Genomic DNA, 19909 nt, shown 5'->3' with positions numbered 1-19909 from the left:
TAAAGTAACAGGATATGGACTTTAAGTGAGCAAAAATGATTCATTTACATCAAAATAAACTATCGACTAAATTATTTCTATCTATTGAAATGGCACTCATTGTATGGATTTGCTTTCTAATTAGTAGCTTTATTGGTTATAGCAGTCAACAATTGTCAATCATTGGTGGGCTCTGGGCTGCAATTTCAGGCATTGTTGTTATACAAAATACACGTAAACTGACAGATCATATGGCAGTTGTACGCTTAATTGGCTCATTTATTGGAGCAGCCATTGCTGGTATTTTTTTAGTTTTTTTTCCGGCACATATTATTCTTTGTATCCCTGTTATTTTCTTAATTTCTTTAATCTGTAAATTTATTCATTTCGAAGAAGGATTACGCCTTGCAGGTCTAACCGCTGCAGTTGTTATCGCTGTAAGCTTACTCTCACCACATATACCACCATTTTGGAATGCCTTATCACGATTTTTAGAATCATTAATTGGCGTTTTAGTTGCTGTTTGCATACGCTGGATTGTGTTGTATATTATTTCATTAATTAATAAAAAAAAGAAATAAAATAGCGACCTATTTTAATAGTGGACTAAAGCATCAACGACATAATTAGTTAATAATGCTCTACCCATTAAATCATCGAGTTCAACTAAAAATAAAAAGTTACTTATCTTAGCGCCAGATATTTCAATAAGTTCTGCTGCAGCTTTGGCAGTACCGCCTGTTGCTAATAAATCATCGATAATTAAAATGCGATCATTTTTTTTAAACGCATCAATATGCACTTCTAACGCATCTTTACCATATTCTAATTCATATTCAACCTGATAGGTTTGATAAGGTAATTTTCCTGGTTTTCTAATCGGTACAAAGCGTTTTTTTAGCCGATCCGCTAGTACACCACCAAAAATAAAGCCACGCGACTCTATTGCAGCAATTACATCAAATTCATATTTTTTAGCAACGAGCTCTAACTGATCAAGTGCTTGTTGATAAACATCAGCATCATTTAATAAGGTTGTAATATCACGAAATAAAATATTTGGCTTAGGAAAATCTTTTACAGCGCGAATGCTATTAGATAAGTTATATTCCATCAGTATCCTCAATTATCAATTAACTATAAATCATAAAAAAGCCCGAATTTTCGGGCCCATTAATACGTTTGTCATGACATGTTAAATTAATATTATACTTGAAGCAATAATCTTGCCGGATCTTCAATCATCTCTTTAATTGTTTTTAAGAAACGTACTGAAACACTACCATCGATAATTCGATGATCATAAGATAGTGCTAAATACATAATTGGTCTGACAACGACTTGGCCATCTTTCACCACAGGACGCTCAACAATATTATGCATCCCTAAAATAGCACTTTGTGGCGCATTAATAATCGGTGTTGACAGCATTGAGCCATAAGTCCCACCATTGGTAATAGTAAATGTACCACCTTGCATTTCTTCTAGTGATAATTTACCATCACGCGCACGAATCGCTTTTTGCACAATATCTGCTTCAATATCAGCAAACGACTTCTGATCAGCATGACGAATTACAGGCACAACTAAGCCTCTATCTGAGCCTACAGCGACACCAATATCATAAAAACCATGATATACGATATCATCGCCATCAATAGATGCATTGACTTCTGGAAAGCGCTTTAATGCTTCAACAGAGGCTTTTAAGAAAAATGACATAAAGCCAAGTTTAGTCTCATACTCCTTAGCAAATAAATCTTTATATTTTTTGCGTAAATCCATCACAGGTTTCATATCAACTTCATTAAATGTAGTTAAAATGGCATTAGTATGCTGCACTTCAACCAATCGTTTAGCAACCGTTTGGCGAAGTCGCGTCATCTTGACACGTTTTTCGTAACGATCACCTGTTATTTCAACCTGTGTCTGAGGTTTAGGCGACTGGGTAGGCATAGCTTTTGCTTGAGTTGGTGGCACAGTAGATGTAGCTTGCTGTGGCTTATTTAAATCTTCCTTAACAATACGACCACCTTTACCGCTACCCTGAATATTTGCTATATCAATATCATGCTCTTTTACTGCACGACGTACCGATGGTGATAAATGCTGTGCTTGAGTCTCATTGGCGTGATTTACTTGGGTATTTACATCAGCTGTTACACTTGCTGCTGTTTGTGAAGGTGCTGGTGCGCCAACAATTAAAGTACCAATAATCTCTTCAGTTAATACAACATCACCTTCGGTTTTAAGAATCCCTGAGATGACACCACTTTCCATTGCTGGTACTTCCATAACAACTTTATCTGTTTCAATTTCAACAATCACATCATTTTCTTCTACTTGCTCACCGACTTTTTTATGCCAATTTGCAATGGTACCTTCTGTAATAGATTCAGGAAACTGAGGTACTTTTATATCAACGGCTTTTACGCCAACAGTTGCAGGTTTCTTCTCACTTGAAGTAGAAGTAGCCATTTGCTTTTGAGGTGCTTTTACTTCTGCTGACTCTTTTACTATCTCACCACTAGTTTCACTTAGTGTAGCTAATACTTCTTCACTATTAACCACATCACCTTCATGTTTAATAATTTTGTTTATAACTCCAGATGACATCGCTGGTACTTCCATAACGACTTTATCTGTTTCTACTTCAACAATAACCTCATCTTCTTCAACTTGATCACCTTCTTTCTTATGCCAAGTTGCAACTGTGCCTTCTGTAATAGATTCAGGAAATACAGGTGTTTTTACTTCAATTGTCATGGATAATACTACCTTTTAGTTTCTATCAAATATTAAACTTAATTAATCTGTTTGAGATAAATTCAATGCATCTAAAACTAGTTGCTCTTGTTGTTCGTGGAATAATGAAGGATAACCCACAGCTGGTGATGCAGCAGCAGCTCGCCCTGCATAGCCTAGTGTTTGGTTGTCATTAAGCATTTTTCTAATACAATGCGAAATCATCCACCAAGCACCTTGATTTTCTGGCTCTTCTTGAGCCCATATAATATCAGTTACATGGTTATAAGCTTTCATTACTTTTTTAAATTCAGCTTCAGGGAATGGATTTAATTGCTCAAGACGAATAATAGCAACATCAGTTAGCTCTTTTTCATTACGCTTTTTATATAAATCGTAATATACTTTGCCTGTACAAATAACAACACGCTTGACATTTTTTGCTTTTATTGCAGCATCCACTTCTTTAATCACGCAATGAAAATGACCTTCACTTAAATCATCTATTGAAGAGTGCACCATTGGGTGACGTAATAGGCTTTTAGGTGTCATAACAATAAGTGGTTTGCGGTATGGTCTTAATGCTTGCCTTCGAATCATATGATACATTTGAGCAGGCGTTGTTGGTATACAGACTTGCATATTTTCATTAGCACATAATTGTAAATAACGCTCTAAACGAGCTGATGAGTGTTCAGGCCCCGCACCTTCTTGCCCATGTGGTAAATAAAGTGTTAATCCTGATAAACGCCCCCATTTTTCTTCAGCCGAAGAAATAAACTGATCAATAACAACTTGAGCTGTATTTGCAAAGTCACCAAATTGCGCCTCCCAAATTACTAGCGAATTAGGTGCTGAGGCAGAATAACCATATTCAAAACCTAATACGGCATATTCAGATAAAATAGAGTCATAAATCTCAAAACTTGCCTGTTTTTCAGATAGGTGTTGTACTGGAATATAATCAGGTTGTACTTTATTAACTAAATCATGATTATGTAAGACAGCATAACGATGTGAAAATGTACCACGCCCACAGTCTTCGCCTGTCATACGAATAGGGTGTCCTTCTTCAACTAATGTTGCATAAGCAAGCATTTCAGCAGCACCCCAATTAAAAGCAACTTCACCACAAGCCATCTTAAGACGTTCATCATAAGTTTTTTTCACCTGAGGCTGTAATTTAAAATTGGCAGGGTACTGGCATACTTTTTTTGCTAACTGAACAAGCTTTTCTTTATCATAAGTTGTTGATACATTATCTTTTAACCAGTGCTTATCTAAATAAGGACTCCAATCAACTAGTTTTAAATCTTCCGATGCTGATAAATCAGTTGTGACATTAGCAACACACTGCTCATTCTCTAAACGCTTACGGTAATTTTTTTGAATCTCTTTAGCATCACTTTCTGAAATTAGGCCATCATTTACTAAACGATCAGCATATAAACGACACGTTGTTTTTAATTGTTTAATCGTTTGATACATTTCAGGCTGAGTACCTGATGGTTCATCTGCTTCATTGTGACCGTGACGACGATAACAAACCAAATCAATGACAACATCTTTGTTAAATGTCATTCGATAATCAAATGCTAATTCGATGACTCTTAGTACTGCTTCAGGGTCATCACCATTAACATGAAAAATAGGCGCTTCAATCATTTTAGCGATATCTGTTGAATATAAGCTACTTCTAGCATCTTTAGGATTACTGGTTGTAAAACCAACCTGATTATTAATCACAAGATGAATGGAGCCACCTGTGCCATAAGCACGTGTCTGTGATAAAGCTAAAGTCTCCATCACAATACCTTGTCCAGAAAATGCTGCATCTCCATGAACTTGAACTGGAATCACTTTATTCTCTATATTATCACTACCCTTCCAACGATCTTGTCTTGCTCTTGCTGAACCCACAGCAACTGCATCAACTGTCTCAAGGTGTGATGGGTTAAAAGCTAATGATAAATGTACATCCCCATGATTTGTACGTGCATTTGATGAAAATCCTAAATGATACTTCACATCACCTGATAATAATTTACGTCCTTGCTTACCTTCAAACTCTTTAAATAGCTCCTGAGGCGATTTACCCATAATATTAACAAGCACATTTAATCGCCCACGATGCGCCATACCAATAATAAGCTCTTTGACATTATAATCACCAGATTTTTCGACCATACGATCAAAAATTGGAATTAAGCTTTCACCACCTTCTAAAGAAAAGCGTTTTTGGCCAACATAACGCATGCCTAAGTATTTTTCTAAACCTTCAGCAGCACTTAGGCGTTTTAATAACCATATTTTGCGCTCATTACTAATTGGACGAACTGTTTCTTCTAAACGTTCTCGCAACCACATTTTTTCTGCAGTTTCAGTAATGTGCATATATTCAGAGCCAATGGGGCCACAGTAAATTGATTCAAGCTTTTTGATAATTTCTTTTAGTTTTAATGGCTTATGATGCGTGATTGCTCCAGCATTAAATTCAACATCCAAATCAGATGCCTTAAGGCCATGAAATGCTAATGCTAACTCAGGTACATCTTGCGTATCTCTTAAGCCCAATGGATCTATCTTTGCTAATTTATGACCAACATAACGATAAGCATAAACTAAATCCATCACAGCTGATACTTGATCTCCTCCATCAGGAAATTCTCCTGTAACAGCTGTTTCAGTTTTTTGAATCGTGCGTGGATGACGTGCTAATTCAATAAACTCTTGGCGTACTTGTGAATGCGGTGTGTCAATGACGCCATTAGCCATTTGATCAAAATAAGCGCGCCAGCTAGCATCAACACTATCAGGGTTCTCTAAATATGATTCATAGATAGAGTCTAAATAAGCACTACTTCCACCAGATAATTGAGAATTAGACCATAATTGTTTCATAGATTCAGGATCGTTACTTTTGTCACTCATTTTCATCACCATTTGAGCTTTTGTTTTTCTCTATAATATTTTTATAGATATACTATAAACTTTTATTTTAAAATTTATAAATCATTTTTCAGCATCATTGATCTTAATTTGCCAATTGCTTTTGTCGGATTAAGCCCTTTAGGGCAAACTTGAACACAGTTCATAATACCACGACAACGAAATGCGCTATATGGATCTTCTAAATCACTTAGGCGTTCTTTTGTTGCCACATCTCGACTATCAATCACAAAACGATAAGCTTGCAACAATCCAGCAGGACCGATAAATTTATCTGGATTCCACCAAAATGATGGGCAAGATGTTGAGCAACATGCACATAGGATGCACTCATACAGTCCATCTAGTTTTGCACGATCTTCCGGTGACTGTAAACGTTCAGTTGCAGGTTGATGGCCTTCTTCTGCAATCAGATAAGGTTTTACCTTTTCATAGTTATGATAAAATTGATTCATATCAACCACCAAATCACGAATTACAGGCAGCCCTGGTAATGGCCTAATTACAATCGGTTGCTTTAAATCACTTAAAGTTGTAATACAAGCTAAACGATTTTGACCATTAATATTCATACCATCAGAGCCACAAACACCTTCTCGACAAGAACGGCGTATTGCAATAGTTGGATCTTTCTCTTTTAGCATTTCAATTGCTGTTAAGACTTTAATATGCGGATTATCTACTTCTAGAGTATATTCTTTCATATAAGGCTTTTTATCGACTTCTGGGTCATAACGATAAATTTTAAATCTAATAGTATGCATTTTAATTACGACTCCTTTAGTATTTACGCTCTTTTGGTTCAAATGGTTTCACTTTCGTTGGCATCATATTAACACCACGCTCACTAAAACGATCACCTTCTGAATAATAAAGCGTATGTTTAAGCCAATTGACATCATCACGTTTTGGATAGTCTTCTCGCGAATGAGCACCACGGGATTCTTTACGGGTTACAGCTAAAACAGCTGTTGCCATTGCAGTTTCCATTAAATTATCTAACTCTAATGCTTCAATTCTCGCTGTATTAAATACTTTACTATGATCACCTAAAACAGCACTTTTAATACGATTACGAATCTCTTTTAAGCTATCTAATCCTTCTTGCATCGTCTCTTCTGTTCTAAAAACACCAAAATCACGTTGCATTGCTTTTTGCAACTGACGTCGTAAATCTGCAACATGTTCACCATCTTTATTGGTCTCCCAGCGGTTAAGACGAGCTAATGCATGTTCTAAGTCACTATCAGTTACACTTTGCATTGATACACCTTGTCGAATTGCATCTTGAGCGTGTATCCCCGCAGCACGTCCAAAAACAACTAAATCCAATAATGAATTACTACCTAATCGATTTGCTCCATGTACAGAAACACAAGCACATTCTCCTACGGCATATAAACCACCAATAACAACATCTTGCCCCATGGTATCTTGTGTAACTGCCTGACCATATTTATTGGTTGGAATACCACCCATCATATAATGGCAAGTAGGCACAACAGGAATCATCTCTTTAATAGGATCAACTCCTGCAAATGTAATGGCTAATTCACGAATACCTGGTAGGCGCTTAGTAATAATACTCTCATCTAAATGAGTTAAGTCTAAATTGACACTATCAACACCACCAAATTGCAAGCCTCGCCCTTCTCTAATTTCTTGCTGTGATGCACGAGAGACTACATCACGAGAGGCTAAATCTTTTGCTGTTGGTGCATAACGTTCCATAAAACGTTCACCATCTTTATTACGTAGAATACCACCTTCACCACGACAGCCCTCAGTAACCAAGACACCTGCAGCAGCAATACCTGTTGGATGAAATTGCCAAAACTCCATATCTTGTAGTGGAAAGCCTGCACGTAAAACCATGCCAACACCATCCCCTGTATTAATATGTGCATTGGTTGATGATTCATAAATACGCCCAGCACCGCCAGTGGCTAAAATGGTAATTTTTGATTGAAAAAATACTAGCTGTCCAGTTTCCATACATAAGGCTATCACCCCTGCAATCGAGTGGTCTGATGTTTTAACTAAATCAACGGCATACCACTCATTAAAAAAGTTTGTATGATGCTTTAGGTTACCTTGATATAGGGTATGTAATAATGCATGCCCTGTTCTATCTGCAGCGGCACATGTACGCTTTGCCTGCTTTGCTACATCATAATTTCTTGACATACCGCCAAATGCACGTTGATAAATCTTACCATCATCCAAACGTGAAAAAGGCAGTCCCATATGTTCTAATTCAATAATTGCCTTTGGTGCATGTTCACACATATACTCAATTGCATCTTGATCACCAATATAATCTGAACCTTTAACTGTATCATACATATGCCAACGCCAGTCGTCATTTGGAAGGTCATCACCAAAATCACCAACATTACCTAAAGCAGCTGCAATGCCACCTTGAGCTGAAACGGTATGTGAGCGTGTTGGAAATACTTTTGATATGACGGCAACATTTAACCCTGACTGTGATAATTGATACGATGCACGCATGCCAGCACCACCAGCACCAATTACAATTGCATCAAACTCTTGTTTTGCTATATTCATCTACATCACCTTTAAAACCATAAAACAATAACGACCCATGCAAGCGTTGCTATGTATGCTAAAATCAATAAACTTTGAACAACGCCCATGATTAACGCACAATGGACGTAATCCGTTAATATTGTCCAAATACCGACCCAAGCATGTGCAATTAAACTGATCACTGCAAGTAATGTAAATACTTTCATCCAGTGAGATGCAAATAAGGCGTGCCACTGATAAAAACTAACACCATCATGATAATGGCATAAGCTAAAACCAACTAAAAATAGTATATATGCTAATAAAACTAATGCACTTAAGCGTTGAATATACCAATCCTTTAATCCACTTCTTGATAAAGAAGTTACCGTATTTAAGCCCATAAACACACCCCAAAAATAATTGCAAATAAGACACCTAACACAATCACAATATAAGAGCCGACTCGACCTGATACTTTATGCTCACCAAGACCGATATCCATCAGCAAGTGACGAACACCTGCAAATAAATGATAAGCAAGTGACGAGATAAATAACCAAATAAAAAAGCTTGGCCAGCCACTTAAACAGGTTTTAATTTGGTTAAATGATGACAAATCCCTTAAGGAAATATCCAAAACCCAAATAACAAATGGGACAAACAAGAACAGTAAAATACCACTGATTCGATGAAGTATCGAACTAATCGCTGTTACTGGAAAGCGATAGTGGATAATCGACGATAAGCCGATATTACGCGGGCCTTTATTTTCCACTTACGTCACTCCTATAAAGTTGATGATTAAGGCTGTGCTTATTCTAGCACATAACCCTATAATCACCACCCCCAAGCGTGACTTTTTGACATTACAGAATCGATCAATCAATAAAACTTGTCAAGGGGTGACTGTCAATTTTATTATAGTGGTAGTCACCATAGACTAATTATTTAAAAATCAGAGGTATAACAAACTAAAATTCTCGATCAAAATTCTAGACCTCCATCATATTTTATTATTTTCTATATTAAGTTCTACTAATCAATAGATTAAATTTTCTAATTAACAAAGTATAGATAATGGCTTAAAGGCTTAAAGGCTTAAGCGTAATTTTTGACACATCAATAAATAAATAAATTTTAAAAAATTATTATGCAGCTGCAATGCTCATTTGACATTTCAGGGGATTTTGTTTAATACTATTGCAACGCACCAAGCCATAGACGCAATTTTCTTAATTCTTGCGTTAATCATTTTGCGTTACTCAATGACAATCCAACTCTTTAGGAGGTTTAATTATGGCTAAAAAGGCTCGTCTTAGCATTGATGAAGACAACTACGAAATAGAACTCCCTGTCCATGAAGGCACAGAAGGCCCAGCAACAATTGACGTATCATCACTGGTTAAATCTGGCAAATTTACCTATGACCCAGGCTTTATGTCTACTGCTTCTTGTGAGTCTAAAATTACTTATATCGATGGTGGCAATGGTATTTTACTGCACCGAGGCTATCCAATTGCACAATTAGCAAATAATGCTGATTTTATGGAAGTTTGTTATTTATTAATTCATGGTGAACTACCTGATAAAGCACAATATGATGATTTTGTACATAATATCAAATACCACACGATGGTACATGAACAACTCGTGCACTTTTTTAGAGGCTTTAGGCGTGATGCTCACCCAATGGCCGTTATGGTTGGCGTAATCGGTGCATTAAGTGCATTTTATCATGATAATTTAGACATTAACGATTCAGATAGCCGTCTTATATCAGCCTATCGTTTAATCGCAAAAGTACCAACAATTGCTGCTATGTGTTATAAGCACAGTATTGGGCAACCATTTATGTACCCAAGAAATGACCTAAATTATACTGCAAACTTCCTATATATGATGTTCGCAACACCTTGCGAAACATACACACCTAACCCAGTTCATGTTAAAGCTCTTGATCGTATTTTTATTTTACATGCTGATCATGAGCAAAATGCATCAACTTCAACTGTCCGCTTAGCTGGTTCAACAGGCGCTAATCCATTTGCTTGTATATCTTCTGGTATCTCAGCACTATGGGGTCCATTACATGGTGGCGCTAATGAAGCTGTTATTCGCATGCTCAATGAAATTGGCTCAGTTGAAAACATTGATAAATTTGTTGCTAAAGCTAAAGATAAAGATGATCCATTCCGTCTAATGGGCTTTGGCCATCGTGTCTATAAAAACTTTGACCCACGCGCTAAGGTAATGAAAGAGACTTGTGATGAGGTATTAGCTCAATTAGGTGACAGTGATAATCAACTATTGAAAATTGCAAAACGATTAGAACAAATCGCATTAGAAGATCCTTATTTTGTTGAACGCAAACTATATCCTAATGTTGATTTTTATTCGGGGATTATTCTTCAGGCAATTGGCATCCCAACCAGTTTATTTACCGTCATTTTTGCACTAGCTCGTACCGTTGGCTGGATTTCGCACTGGATGGAAATGGTTGCAGATCCTAATAAACGTTTAAATCGACCTCGCCAGCTATATACTGGTCATAGTGAACGTGAATTTGTTGATATGAATCAACGTTAGTACGTTTTCTATCATTTTACATCTTAATCTACTATTATTTTTAAATGCGATAAGTCGCGTTTCTACAATTATTATTATATGATATTTTAACCATACTAATACTTCATTAAAACTTTTTAATTTATGGATAGCCAAACATTGCCTAACTATTTAGCTTTTATTTTTGAAGCAATTAAAATCACACTATTTTGTTTAATCATAACAAGCATATTTGCCGTTATGGGCATTGATCAAAATAGCCTACTGATTATGTTTAATATTGCAGTTATGTCTTGTGCGGCTACATTTTCACCTCAAATAAAGCATCCAGCTTTTTTATTATTAAGTAGCATTATTGTAATTTTATCTATTATCTGTGGTGGATTAGTTGGCTATTATTTACCAACTTATAGCCAACCCTTAATTATTATTTATGCCATCTTGGCGTTTTTACTCCCTCAAACAAAAGAAAATACAGCAGTTTTAGTTACTGGCGCTTTAATGTTTTTAATTTTTAATGCACTTGCATTTAATCTAAATAGTGCACTTCACTATAGTCTATACAGTCTTATTTTTTTACCTTTATTTATCGCTTTTTATTGGCTTTTTGATCAAAGAATTATTAATCAAAGTTATCAAAATTACAAATCAGAAGTATTAAATTTTCAGACTAAACTGTTATCCGCAGCGATTGCTGGAATTGCTTTAGTAATGGGCTGGATGATGATGCTTTTATTAAAATACCATACAAACATTGAACATTTATACTGGATTGGATTAACTATTTTAGTCGTCATTCAAGGCTCTAAAAGTAAAACCATACAGACTTCTCTTATACGTATCGGTGTTAATGCCTTTGGCGCACTTGCCATTGTAATTATTATGACTTATATAATGCCTAGCAATTTTTGGCTAAACTTAGCATTTTTAGTTGTCTTATTATTTTTAATCTTTGCCTTAGGCTTTTCTTATATTGCAAGAACTTTATGTATTGAGCTCTTTGTATTAAGCTTTACACATTTATTAGGACAGTATCATAATACCCTTGCATTAGATCGTATTATTTTAACTTTAATCGGTGGTTTACTTGTTATCATTGCAACTTTAATTAGCTATTATCTGCAAGCATTCTTAAAAGGCTTTACCTAAATAGGTATATAGCTTTACAATAAACGCTTCGTTTGAAAGTAATATAAATTAAATATAAGCTAAACCTATGAATAAAAAAATTCAATCCATTCGTGGTATGAATGATGTTTTACCATTTGAAAATGGTGATACTGGATCATCTAATCAGTGGCAATATGTCGAGAACATTTTTTCTAAAATACTTAAACAATATGGCTATTGTGAAATTCGCACACCTCTATTAGAGAAAAGTGAACTTTTCCACAGAAGTGTTGGTGAAGTTACTGACATCGTTGAAAAAGAAACTTATGACTTTAAAGACAGAAATAATGAAAGTCTAACCTTACGCCCTGAAGGTACTGCCAGTTGCGTCAGAGCGGTCATTGAACATAATATGTTACGTGGGCAAAAACAAAAACTTTGGTATAGTGGCCCTATGTATCGACATGAACGCCCACAGAAAGGACGCTATCGTCAATTTTACCAATTAGGTGTAGAAGCATTAGGTTATAGTGATGAAGCAATTGAAATAGAAACTTTAATCATGACATGGCGATTTTGGCAACAATTGGGCTTAGCTAAAAGTGTTATCTTAGAGTTAAATAATTTAGGTTCTAATCAGTCTCGCGAACTATATAAATCAAAACTCATAGCATACTTTGAAACGCATATTGAGCAACTCGATGATGACAGCAAAAGACGATTATATAAAAACCCATTACGAATATTGGATAGTAAAAATAGTCAAATGCGTCAATTAATTGATGATGCACCTAAATTAATTGACCATGTTGATGACGAATCAAAGGAACGCTTTGAAGCACTCTGTAGCCAGTTAAAAGCACTTGATATCCCCTACAAAGTTAACCCCTACCTTGTCAGAGGTATTGATTATTATTCACATACTGTTTTTGAGTGGGTAACCGAGCAACTCGGTGCACAAGGCACGATCTGTGCTGGCGGTCGTTATGATAGTTTGGTCAAACAGTTAGGGGGTCCAGATACACCAGCATTTGGCTTTGCATTAGGCTTTGAGCGAATTCTTATCTTACTTAAACAGCTAGACTTATTCCCACATCTTAGTTTGCAACCATTTATTTATTTTGTTCATAGTAATAAACAAGCACAGTATCAAGCATTAAAATTAGCTGAAACTATACGTAGTGCATTACCTGATATGCTTATTGAGGTTAATTTATCAGGTGGTAGCTTTAAATCACAATTTAAACAAGCAGATAAAGCAAATGCTAATTTTGCTATCATCATTGGTGAAAATGAACTAATTAATGATAGTATTGAACTTAAGCCTTTAACGACTAAAGCTCAGTCTATTATTGCCAATGAAATTATAAAAGGCGATAAAGCTACAAGTAAAGAAGCTAGAAATAAATTAATTCAAGAAGGAAAGCTTCAGCTAACAATTAAAGGAGAAGATTACTTAATTAAGATATTAAATAAACTTAAGCAAAAAGCTTAAGTTTATTTAAATATGCAACCCCCGAATTTTATTCACTCAATTCAGTTTATTTCAAATCTATATTTTTAACTTATAATTGTTGGAAGAAAGAATCAACATTAAGAGAGATTAGAGACTAGACAATTAACTTTGTTGACTCTTTTTTCCAAAACTGTAATCAATTTTACCTAAGTTTTTTAAATAGTTCAGATTTAATTCTATTTATACGCTTTATCACGCTACAAGTCAATTAAAAATAGAATTATTTTTAAAAATAATTCCTATTAGATATTTATTTAAACCTTTGTTAGAATAATTAACAAAGCAACCAATGGTTCTATTTTTAAGAGTCTATATACAACTTTCAAACATTTTTATGACTAAATCTACTTTTGCTCAACGACTTAATCAAGCACTTGATTACAAAGGATTTCCACCAAAAAACCGTGGTAGAATCCAACTCTTAGCTGAAATCATTGGCTTAACGCATCGTGGTGCCAGTAAATGGATTAATGGTGAAACTTGCCCGCCAGCAAAAAAATATGCCATTTTAGCTGAAAAATTAACTGTTAATGAGCAATGGCTTAAAACAGGCCAGGGAGAAATGATTGATCAAAAAGTCGATGATGAATCACCTTTACATCATATAAAGAGCAAACAACAATTAGTCAAAGTATATCATGTTGATACGCTAACAAATAAGCCACAAAAACCCATTAAAGAAATCTACTGTGATATCCATAGTGATGGCGAGCTATTTGCTATTGAATTGCAAACAGAGGCAATGTCGCCACGTTTTCCAAATCAAAGTATTATCATTTTTGATAACAAAAAAGCCTATAAAGATGGTGACTTTATACTTGTTAAACCTGACAATTACCCTCACCCTTTATTTAGACAAGTGTTAACTTTCGGTGCCAGCACCTATTTAAATGCCCACAACCCTAAATTTGATCGTATTATTCTAGGTAATAGCGACTTAATCCTTGGTGTTATGGTTCAGGCAATCTTAGTTTTTGCTTAAGATCCATTAGGCACTATAATAAGCATGTTTTTAATTATTAATATTGGGTAGCAAAATATGATAGGAATACATAAAAATAAGCTAGATACACCTTGCCTTGTTATTGATAAATATAAACTTATCAACAATATAAAACGAATGCAAACATTTGCAAATAAACATCAAAAGGCTGTCCGCCCCCATGCTAAAACACATAAATGTTCAGAAATAGCTAAATTACAACTAGCTAATGGTGCCATTGGCATATGTGTTACTAAAGTTACTGAGGCACTTGCACTGGCTAAAGATGGAATTGATCATTTATTAATTACATCCCCTATCGTTACTGAGCAAAAACTTAAAATACTAAAAGAAGTATTACTACTTGCACCTAATAGCCTTATTGTTTGCGATAATGAATATAACTTAAATAAGTTAAATACATTAGCCAGCCAGCTACCTTGTAAAAACATTAATGTTATTATTGATATTGATGCGGGCATTGGGCGTACAGGTGTTAATTTTGATCAGGCAAATACATTGGCTATAAAAGCCCATCAACTAGCCTTTATAACTTTAAAAGGCATTCAATGTTATGCTGGCCATTTTCAACATATTAAAGAACATGCTCAACGTCAAGAAAACTCAAAACAATTACTAGAAAAGGCTGGCAAATTAAAAAATAAAATCCAACAAGACACTGGCCTTAAGAACCTCATTCAAACAGGTTCCGGTACTGGTACTTATGAAATTGACTGTTTAATTGACAGTGTAACTGAAATTCAACCAGGCTCTTATACAGTTATGGATAAAGAGTATTATGATATTGAGTATAGAGATGATTATTTTTTAAATGCCATGACATTATTAACAAGCGTTATTAGCGCTAACTGTCATAGCCACGTTACAGTTGATGCCGGACTAAAAGCTATTTATAAAGACCCAACTGCGCCACAGATTATCAGTCATTCGAACCTTCATTATGATTGGGATTATTTTGGTGATGAGCACGGTAAAATTACAGGTCAATCATTACCTAAGTTAGGTGATGTAATTGAAATGATTGTCCCTCACTGTGATCCAACAATTAACCTTTATGACAATCTTTTTGTTACAGAAAATGACATTGTGACTAAAATCTGGAAAATTAATCTACGCGGCAAATGTCAATAAGCTTATTTATACATTAAAACAGACTTCTACTTATTTCTGATTAAAGATCAATAAATTTGATAATTTTAAATCTGAAATAAAAATAAATATTTCAATCAAAATAAAAAATATTCTATACAACTAACCACAAAAAAGTTTAGAATGCCACTATCAGGAATATTGGCATTAATAAATGCGATACAAAATATAGGATCAAAGAATTTGTTAACAATCAATCAACCCATTGATGTCCACTGCCACGGTATTGGTCAATATGATTTCACGGAATTAGATCAACTTAATCTAACTGATATTGAAGCCCTTTTATCTGAACGTAAACAACAAGCAATTTTAACTTTATACCTTCTACCAGAACAGTATGAAAACTTTTTTGATGTATTAAAAACTTTTACTGAAGGCAAAGAAAAAGGCTATTTTAAGCAAATTAAAGGATTTGCCTTAGAAGGTCCTTTATTAGCAAGCCATGGTGGCACACCACATAAAGGTGTTTGGAATCCAACGAAAAAGCAATGGCAGGCACTAGCCGAATGTGGCAAAGATGGATTAATTTATGTTATATTCTCTCCAGATGCTGAGCTGAATCCACATGAAAATAGCAATGTAAACTTTCCAGCTAAAGATACCACTTGGATTGCTGAAACATTACTTTCTGGTGGTGTTCTACCTGCTGCTGGACACTTTGTTAAGCACAATCCTTATCAATCTGCTCAAGCACTACAGAAAATTTATGATGCTGTAGCAGCATGGGGACAAGGACCTACTGTTACTGATCATTTATATAATGATATGCCACGTAACTTCAAACACGCATGGCGTACAACTGCAGAAAGAGAGCAACGTCAAAAAGATATTGAAAATTTAAATTTAGCATCATGGAATATTAATAACATTGAAGAAAAGCTTGGTATTATTCCTGCAACAATGATCAAAAATGCACAGAAAGGTCTTGTGAAAATTGCACAAAATTTTGATGGTGAGCATGTTGATTTAGCTATTGTTAGAAAAACTGTTGAAATCACTGGTGCTGAAAACATGCTTTTAATGACTGATTCAATTGAAAGTCATCGCCTTGCTGGACGTCATTTAAAACAATTCCAGCCATCAACGTTACTTTATCAAAATGAAAATTTAGTCGCTGCAGGTACACAACCAATCGAGCAGCAAATCCATAATATGAGATCAATCGGCTTAAGCGATATAGAAATTAATCAGATTGCCTGCCAATCTATGTCCTATGTTCTAAAGCAACGTCAAAACTTCTTTGAATTAGCTGAAGTGATATAAACTAAGCTTCTCCTCATCTATTTCTGCTAATAGTTCGCTTAAATTTTTTGTCGGTGCCACTTCAAATATACGAGCACTATCGAGATACGGCTTATAAAGCCTTGCTAATGATCCATTTAATGTAATCGGCAGCTGACAACCTGTTCGCTTATCGGCTAGATCAACCATACGCTTAATATGATTAGCACCTTTTTCAACAATCTGTTGAGCCATCGCTTCACCTGTATAATAGGCACGTAACAATATCTCAGAGAACATACAATAAATATCTGCATCATTACTTAAATGACATGTCTCTGTAATATGTTCAATTTTACCATTAAATTTTGAAAGAACATTATTTGCCAGATCTGACATAGGCACATAATCTTCAATCGCTTCTATCGTATGCTTAATGGTTTCAACACCTAGCCAATTTTCACCACCAAGATCATAAACAGGATATTTCCAGCCACCCATTTTTTTTAAATAACTATCATGTAAATAGGAAAGCGATACACCTTTATCAACAACAAGTGAGATACCTTCAGAACCATCAAATGCAGCAAGCAGAGTAATTGCCCAATCAGGCAAAATAATTACATCATTAAAATATTTGTGTGCTAATAATAAAAATTTCTTACGCTTTTCAACAAATTCATAAGATTGAATGACTAACTTAAGCTTAATCTCTGAAGGGTTAAAAGATGATTTTGTTTTAATTTTAACCCAGGCATCATTAATTGCTTCTTGAACTAATTGAATTAATTCAGCAGACTCATCAACCAAATCAAGCCCACCAGATAATACTGATTCACTTTTTTGATTTCCTTTAGAATCTAAAATACTTGTTAATCTTCGATTATTGATTGAAACTATACCAATACTATATTTCTTTGATACACTATCCTCAGTTGAATAAGTCTTTACACCTTTCAACAATTTGTTTTGCAAATCAACATCCATTGCTTCTGCTATTTTAATTGCTGCAGGTAATGATAGCTTTACCGAACCTTGTAAAACTTTACTTAAATTTCCTGGACTCATGCCACTTTGTGCAGCAAGCGTTCGCAATGACCAACCTTTCGCATTCATTAACAATTTTATATTATTAAGCACTACTTCCTCATTCGTCACGCAAACCATCCTTAAAGCTCTTTATGATATTAAACTTGACATCATCTTATTCAAAAATACACGCCAGTTTACCTTAGAACATATCAATTATCAAATACACATTAACTCACCTTAAATCACTTTATAAATAGATAACTTAAAATTCAAAAATATTTTATATGGCAGAATTGACATTTATCAAAATAAAGCATAATGTGTCTAATATATGAAACGATCAAAATATGAAACATTGATAGGACAGTAAGGAAACTTTCTATGAACACCGAGCTTAACTGTAACAAACAAATATCGTTAAACCATCGTGAAGTAAACAACCGCTATCAAATTATTGCTGATAACATTACAAGTCTTCATATTATGGATGTCGAAACAAATAAAACATTTCATAAAAAACCGTCGGATATATTATTTTCTGATGAATATAAACTATATTCTAAAGAAGATATTGTTAAAATTGCTTATATTTGCGGACAATTAAGTACACAGTAAACTTTTAAAAAAAACTAGCCATAGTAAATGATCTAGGGTACATTTATCTAAATTTTAATTAATGGATTAAGCTATTGTGTACGCTCTAGGATTTCTATCTATTCTATTAGGTGGTTTATTAAATGGCTCATTTGTTATTCCTTCACGCTTTATCAAGCACCATAATAATGAACAAATCTGGTTGTATTATACAGCAATTGGATTAATTTTGATTCCTTGGTTACTATTACTCGTTATCTATCCCAAATCAATTAATCTTTACTACTCCATTGGGATTTATAATTTAAGTCTATTAATAGTGAGTGGTTTAATTTTTGGAATTGGACAAGTCTGCTTTTTTTATGCCATTGATAAGATAGGCATTGCTGCAAGTTTTGCGGTAAATTTAGGCATTGGTGTTATTCTAGGTTCTCTTTTTGTTATTGGTTATCAATCGATGCTTTTTAGCTATCGTGGTAACTTAATTTGTATTGCCATCATACTTATCTTACTTAGCTTATGGATAAATTATAAACTTAACCACCTTCAGCAAAAAAAATTATATAAAAATAGGCCAAATCAAAACACACAACTTTGCTGGTTATTAGCATTATTTGCAGGCATCGCCAGTGGCTTACAAAATATTTCATTTATCATTGTTAGTAATCATTCACATAGTTTTGTTAATTCAACTAATAGCTATTGGTACTGGCCATTATTTTTATCTATTGCTGCTATTCCTATGTTTATAGGCTTTCTAATACGTTATAAAAAAAATCACTTACTAAATTTAAATCACTTACCATCAATCAAACTATTAAGTCCAATACCACTAACTTTAATTGCAATGATGGGCCTATGTTTTAGTGGGTCATTAATTCTTTATAGCCTTGGCATGAGTTTATTTACGCAAACTGAAATCATTGATGGCTGGCCAATTTTAATGATAACAATCATTTTAACATCACAAGTTTGGGGAATAATTTTTGATAGAGTAAAACAACTTTCACTATTACATAAATTTTATCGATTCATCAGTATCATCGTTTTAATTGTTGCAATTATTCTTATTAGCCTATCTCACTAATTAATATATTAGGAATTAGATGGCATTGGTTGGTATGTTTTATTAGCTGCATTTAAATGAAATTGTTCAACAAGACCAAGGTTATATTGACTTACCCATTTTTGGATTTTAGTTGTATCAATAACCCACCAAACTAAAACAATCATTAAAGGAATAATCCCTATAGCAACAAATAAACTAATTAAGCCAATAATTTCTAATACTAAAATTGTCACTGCATGTGGCTTTTTACAGTAAAACCGATGCGCACCAAAGTAACCTAAAAACAACCATAATAAATAAGCTACTGTCACATTTAGTTGATTTGCCTCAATTCGCTTTTGATCTATATAGTCCATATTTAAAACTCCATTTTTAATTAATTTACCTTTATATAAATACATATATATAAATTAAAATATATTTTATTTATTTTGAATAA

The 19909-nt window shown here is 34.3% G+C and carries 18 protein-coding genes; 9 read left to right on the top strand and 9 right to left on the bottom strand.

Annotated features, from left to right (window positions below):
• Nucleotides 1–35 precede the first annotated feature (35 nt).
• On the top strand, nucleotides 36–560 hold the full coding sequence (locus KFE69_01405) for an FUSC family protein (protein UTW42826.1): 525 nt from the start codon (nucleotides 36–38) through the stop codon (nucleotides 558–560).
• A 14-nt stretch (nucleotides 561–574) separates the two neighbouring features.
• Here the strand turns inward: KFE69_01405 and KFE69_01400 are convergent, their stop codons facing one another.
• The 7 genes from KFE69_01400 to sdhC all read right to left on the bottom strand — a co-directional run bounded on the left by KFE69_01400 (nucleotide 575) and on the right by sdhC (nucleotide 8983).
• Entirely contained in the window at nucleotides 575–1093 is a 519-nt protein-coding gene (locus KFE69_01400) for an adenine phosphoribosyltransferase (GenBank protein UTW42825.1), read from the bottom strand.
• 92 nt (nucleotides 1094–1185) lie between these two features.
• Nucleotides 1186–2745 (bottom strand): 2-oxoglutarate dehydrogenase complex dihydrolipoyllysine-residue succinyltransferase, encoded by a 1560-nt coding sequence (gene odhB / locus KFE69_01395; protein UTW42824.1) that lies wholly within the window; start codon nucleotides 2743–2745, stop codon nucleotides 1186–1188.
• 42 nt (nucleotides 2746–2787) lie between these two features.
• Complete coding sequence (locus KFE69_01390) at nucleotides 2788–5625, bottom strand: 2-oxoglutarate dehydrogenase E1 component (GenBank protein UTW43940.1); 2838 nt, start codon at nucleotides 5623–5625, stop codon at nucleotides 2788–2790.
• Nucleotides 5626–5729: 104 nt separating this feature from the next.
• The gene (locus KFE69_01385; protein UTW42823.1) at nucleotides 5730–6437 is read right to left on the bottom strand and encodes a succinate dehydrogenase iron-sulfur subunit; all 708 of its coding nucleotides are present in this window, start codon (nucleotides 6435–6437) and stop codon (nucleotides 5730–5732) included.
• 16 nt (nucleotides 6438–6453) lie between these two features.
• Nucleotides 6454–8244 carry a succinate dehydrogenase flavoprotein subunit gene (sdhA, locus tag KFE69_01380; GenBank protein UTW42822.1) on the bottom strand — a complete coding sequence of 597 codons (1791 nt, stop codon included), beginning with the start codon at nucleotides 8242–8244 and terminating at the stop codon, nucleotides 6454–6456.
• 11 nt (nucleotides 8245–8255) lie between these two features.
• Entirely contained in the window at nucleotides 8256–8609 is a 354-nt protein-coding gene (gene sdhD, locus KFE69_01375) for a succinate dehydrogenase, hydrophobic membrane anchor protein (protein UTW42821.1), read from the bottom strand.
• Nucleotides 8600–8983, bottom strand: a complete 384-nt coding sequence (gene sdhC / locus KFE69_01370) for a succinate dehydrogenase, cytochrome b556 subunit (protein ID UTW42820.1) — start codon at nucleotides 8981–8983, stop codon at nucleotides 8600–8602. The genes sdhD and sdhC overlap by 10 nt, the downstream gene beginning before the upstream one ends.
• Before the next feature lie 521 nt (nucleotides 8984–9504).
• Between sdhC and gltA the strand changes: the two genes are divergently transcribed.
• The 6 genes from gltA to KFE69_01340 all read left to right on the top strand — a co-directional run bounded on the left by gltA (nucleotide 9505) and on the right by KFE69_01340 (nucleotide 16817).
• The gene (gltA, locus tag KFE69_01365; protein ID UTW42819.1) at nucleotides 9505–10794 is read left to right on the top strand and encodes a citrate (Si)-synthase; all 1290 of its coding nucleotides are present in this window, start codon (nucleotides 9505–9507) and stop codon (nucleotides 10792–10794) included.
• 123 nt (nucleotides 10795–10917) lie between these two features.
• Nucleotides 10918–11922: an FUSC family protein gene (locus tag KFE69_01360; GenBank protein ID UTW42818.1), complete on the top strand. Its 1005-nt coding sequence runs from the start codon at nucleotides 10918–10920 to the stop codon at nucleotides 11920–11922.
• A 67-nt stretch (nucleotides 11923–11989) separates the two neighbouring features.
• Nucleotides 11990–13378 carry a histidine--tRNA ligase gene (gene hisS, locus KFE69_01355; protein ID UTW42817.1) on the top strand — a complete coding sequence of 463 codons (1389 nt, stop codon included), beginning with the start codon at nucleotides 11990–11992 and terminating at the stop codon, nucleotides 13376–13378.
• 355 nt (nucleotides 13379–13733) lie between these two features.
• A complete protein-coding gene (locus KFE69_01350; GenBank protein ID UTW42816.1) occupies nucleotides 13734–14381 on the top strand; it encodes a hypothetical protein in 648 nt (215 codons plus the stop codon).
• A 57-nt stretch (nucleotides 14382–14438) separates the two neighbouring features.
• On the top strand, nucleotides 14439–15533 hold the full coding sequence (locus tag KFE69_01345; protein ID UTW42815.1) for a DSD1 family PLP-dependent enzyme: 1095 nt from the start codon (nucleotides 14439–14441) through the stop codon (nucleotides 15531–15533).
• 177 nt (nucleotides 15534–15710) lie between these two features.
• Nucleotides 15711–16817 carry a hypothetical protein gene (locus KFE69_01340; GenBank protein UTW43939.1) on the top strand — a complete coding sequence of 369 codons (1107 nt, stop codon included), beginning with the start codon at nucleotides 15711–15713 and terminating at the stop codon, nucleotides 16815–16817.
• Here the strand turns inward: KFE69_01340 and KFE69_01335 are convergent.
• A complete protein-coding gene (locus KFE69_01335; protein ID UTW42814.1) occupies nucleotides 16800–17933 on the bottom strand; it encodes a helix-turn-helix domain-containing protein in 1134 nt (377 codons plus the stop codon). The genes KFE69_01340 and KFE69_01335 overlap by 18 nt on opposite strands.
• A 255-nt stretch (nucleotides 17934–18188) precedes the next feature.
• Here KFE69_01335 and KFE69_01330 point away from each other — a divergent pair, with 255 nt between their 5' ends.
• Nucleotides 18189–18422: a hypothetical protein gene (locus tag KFE69_01330; protein UTW42813.1), complete on the top strand. Its 234-nt coding sequence runs from the start codon at nucleotides 18189–18191 to the stop codon at nucleotides 18420–18422.
• 76 nt (nucleotides 18423–18498) lie between these two features.
• Complete coding sequence (locus KFE69_01325; protein ID UTW42812.1) at nucleotides 18499–19488, top strand: hypothetical protein; 990 nt, start codon at nucleotides 18499–18501, stop codon at nucleotides 19486–19488.
• Between the two features lie 8 nt (nucleotides 19489–19496).
• Here the strand turns inward: KFE69_01325 and KFE69_01320 are convergent, their stop codons facing one another.
• Complete coding sequence (locus KFE69_01320; GenBank protein ID UTW42811.1) at nucleotides 19497–19826, bottom strand: TM2 domain-containing protein; 330 nt, start codon at nucleotides 19824–19826, stop codon at nucleotides 19497–19499.
• Nucleotides 19827–19909 lie beyond the last annotated feature (83 nt).

Source organism: bacterium SCSIO 12844 (assembly GCA_024397935.1).
Taxonomy (GTDB): domain Bacteria; phylum Pseudomonadota; class Gammaproteobacteria; order Francisellales; family Francisellaceae; genus M0027.
The sequence above is the reverse complement of the archived record's forward strand: the minus strand, read 5'-3'. Positions and strand labels throughout refer to the sequence as shown.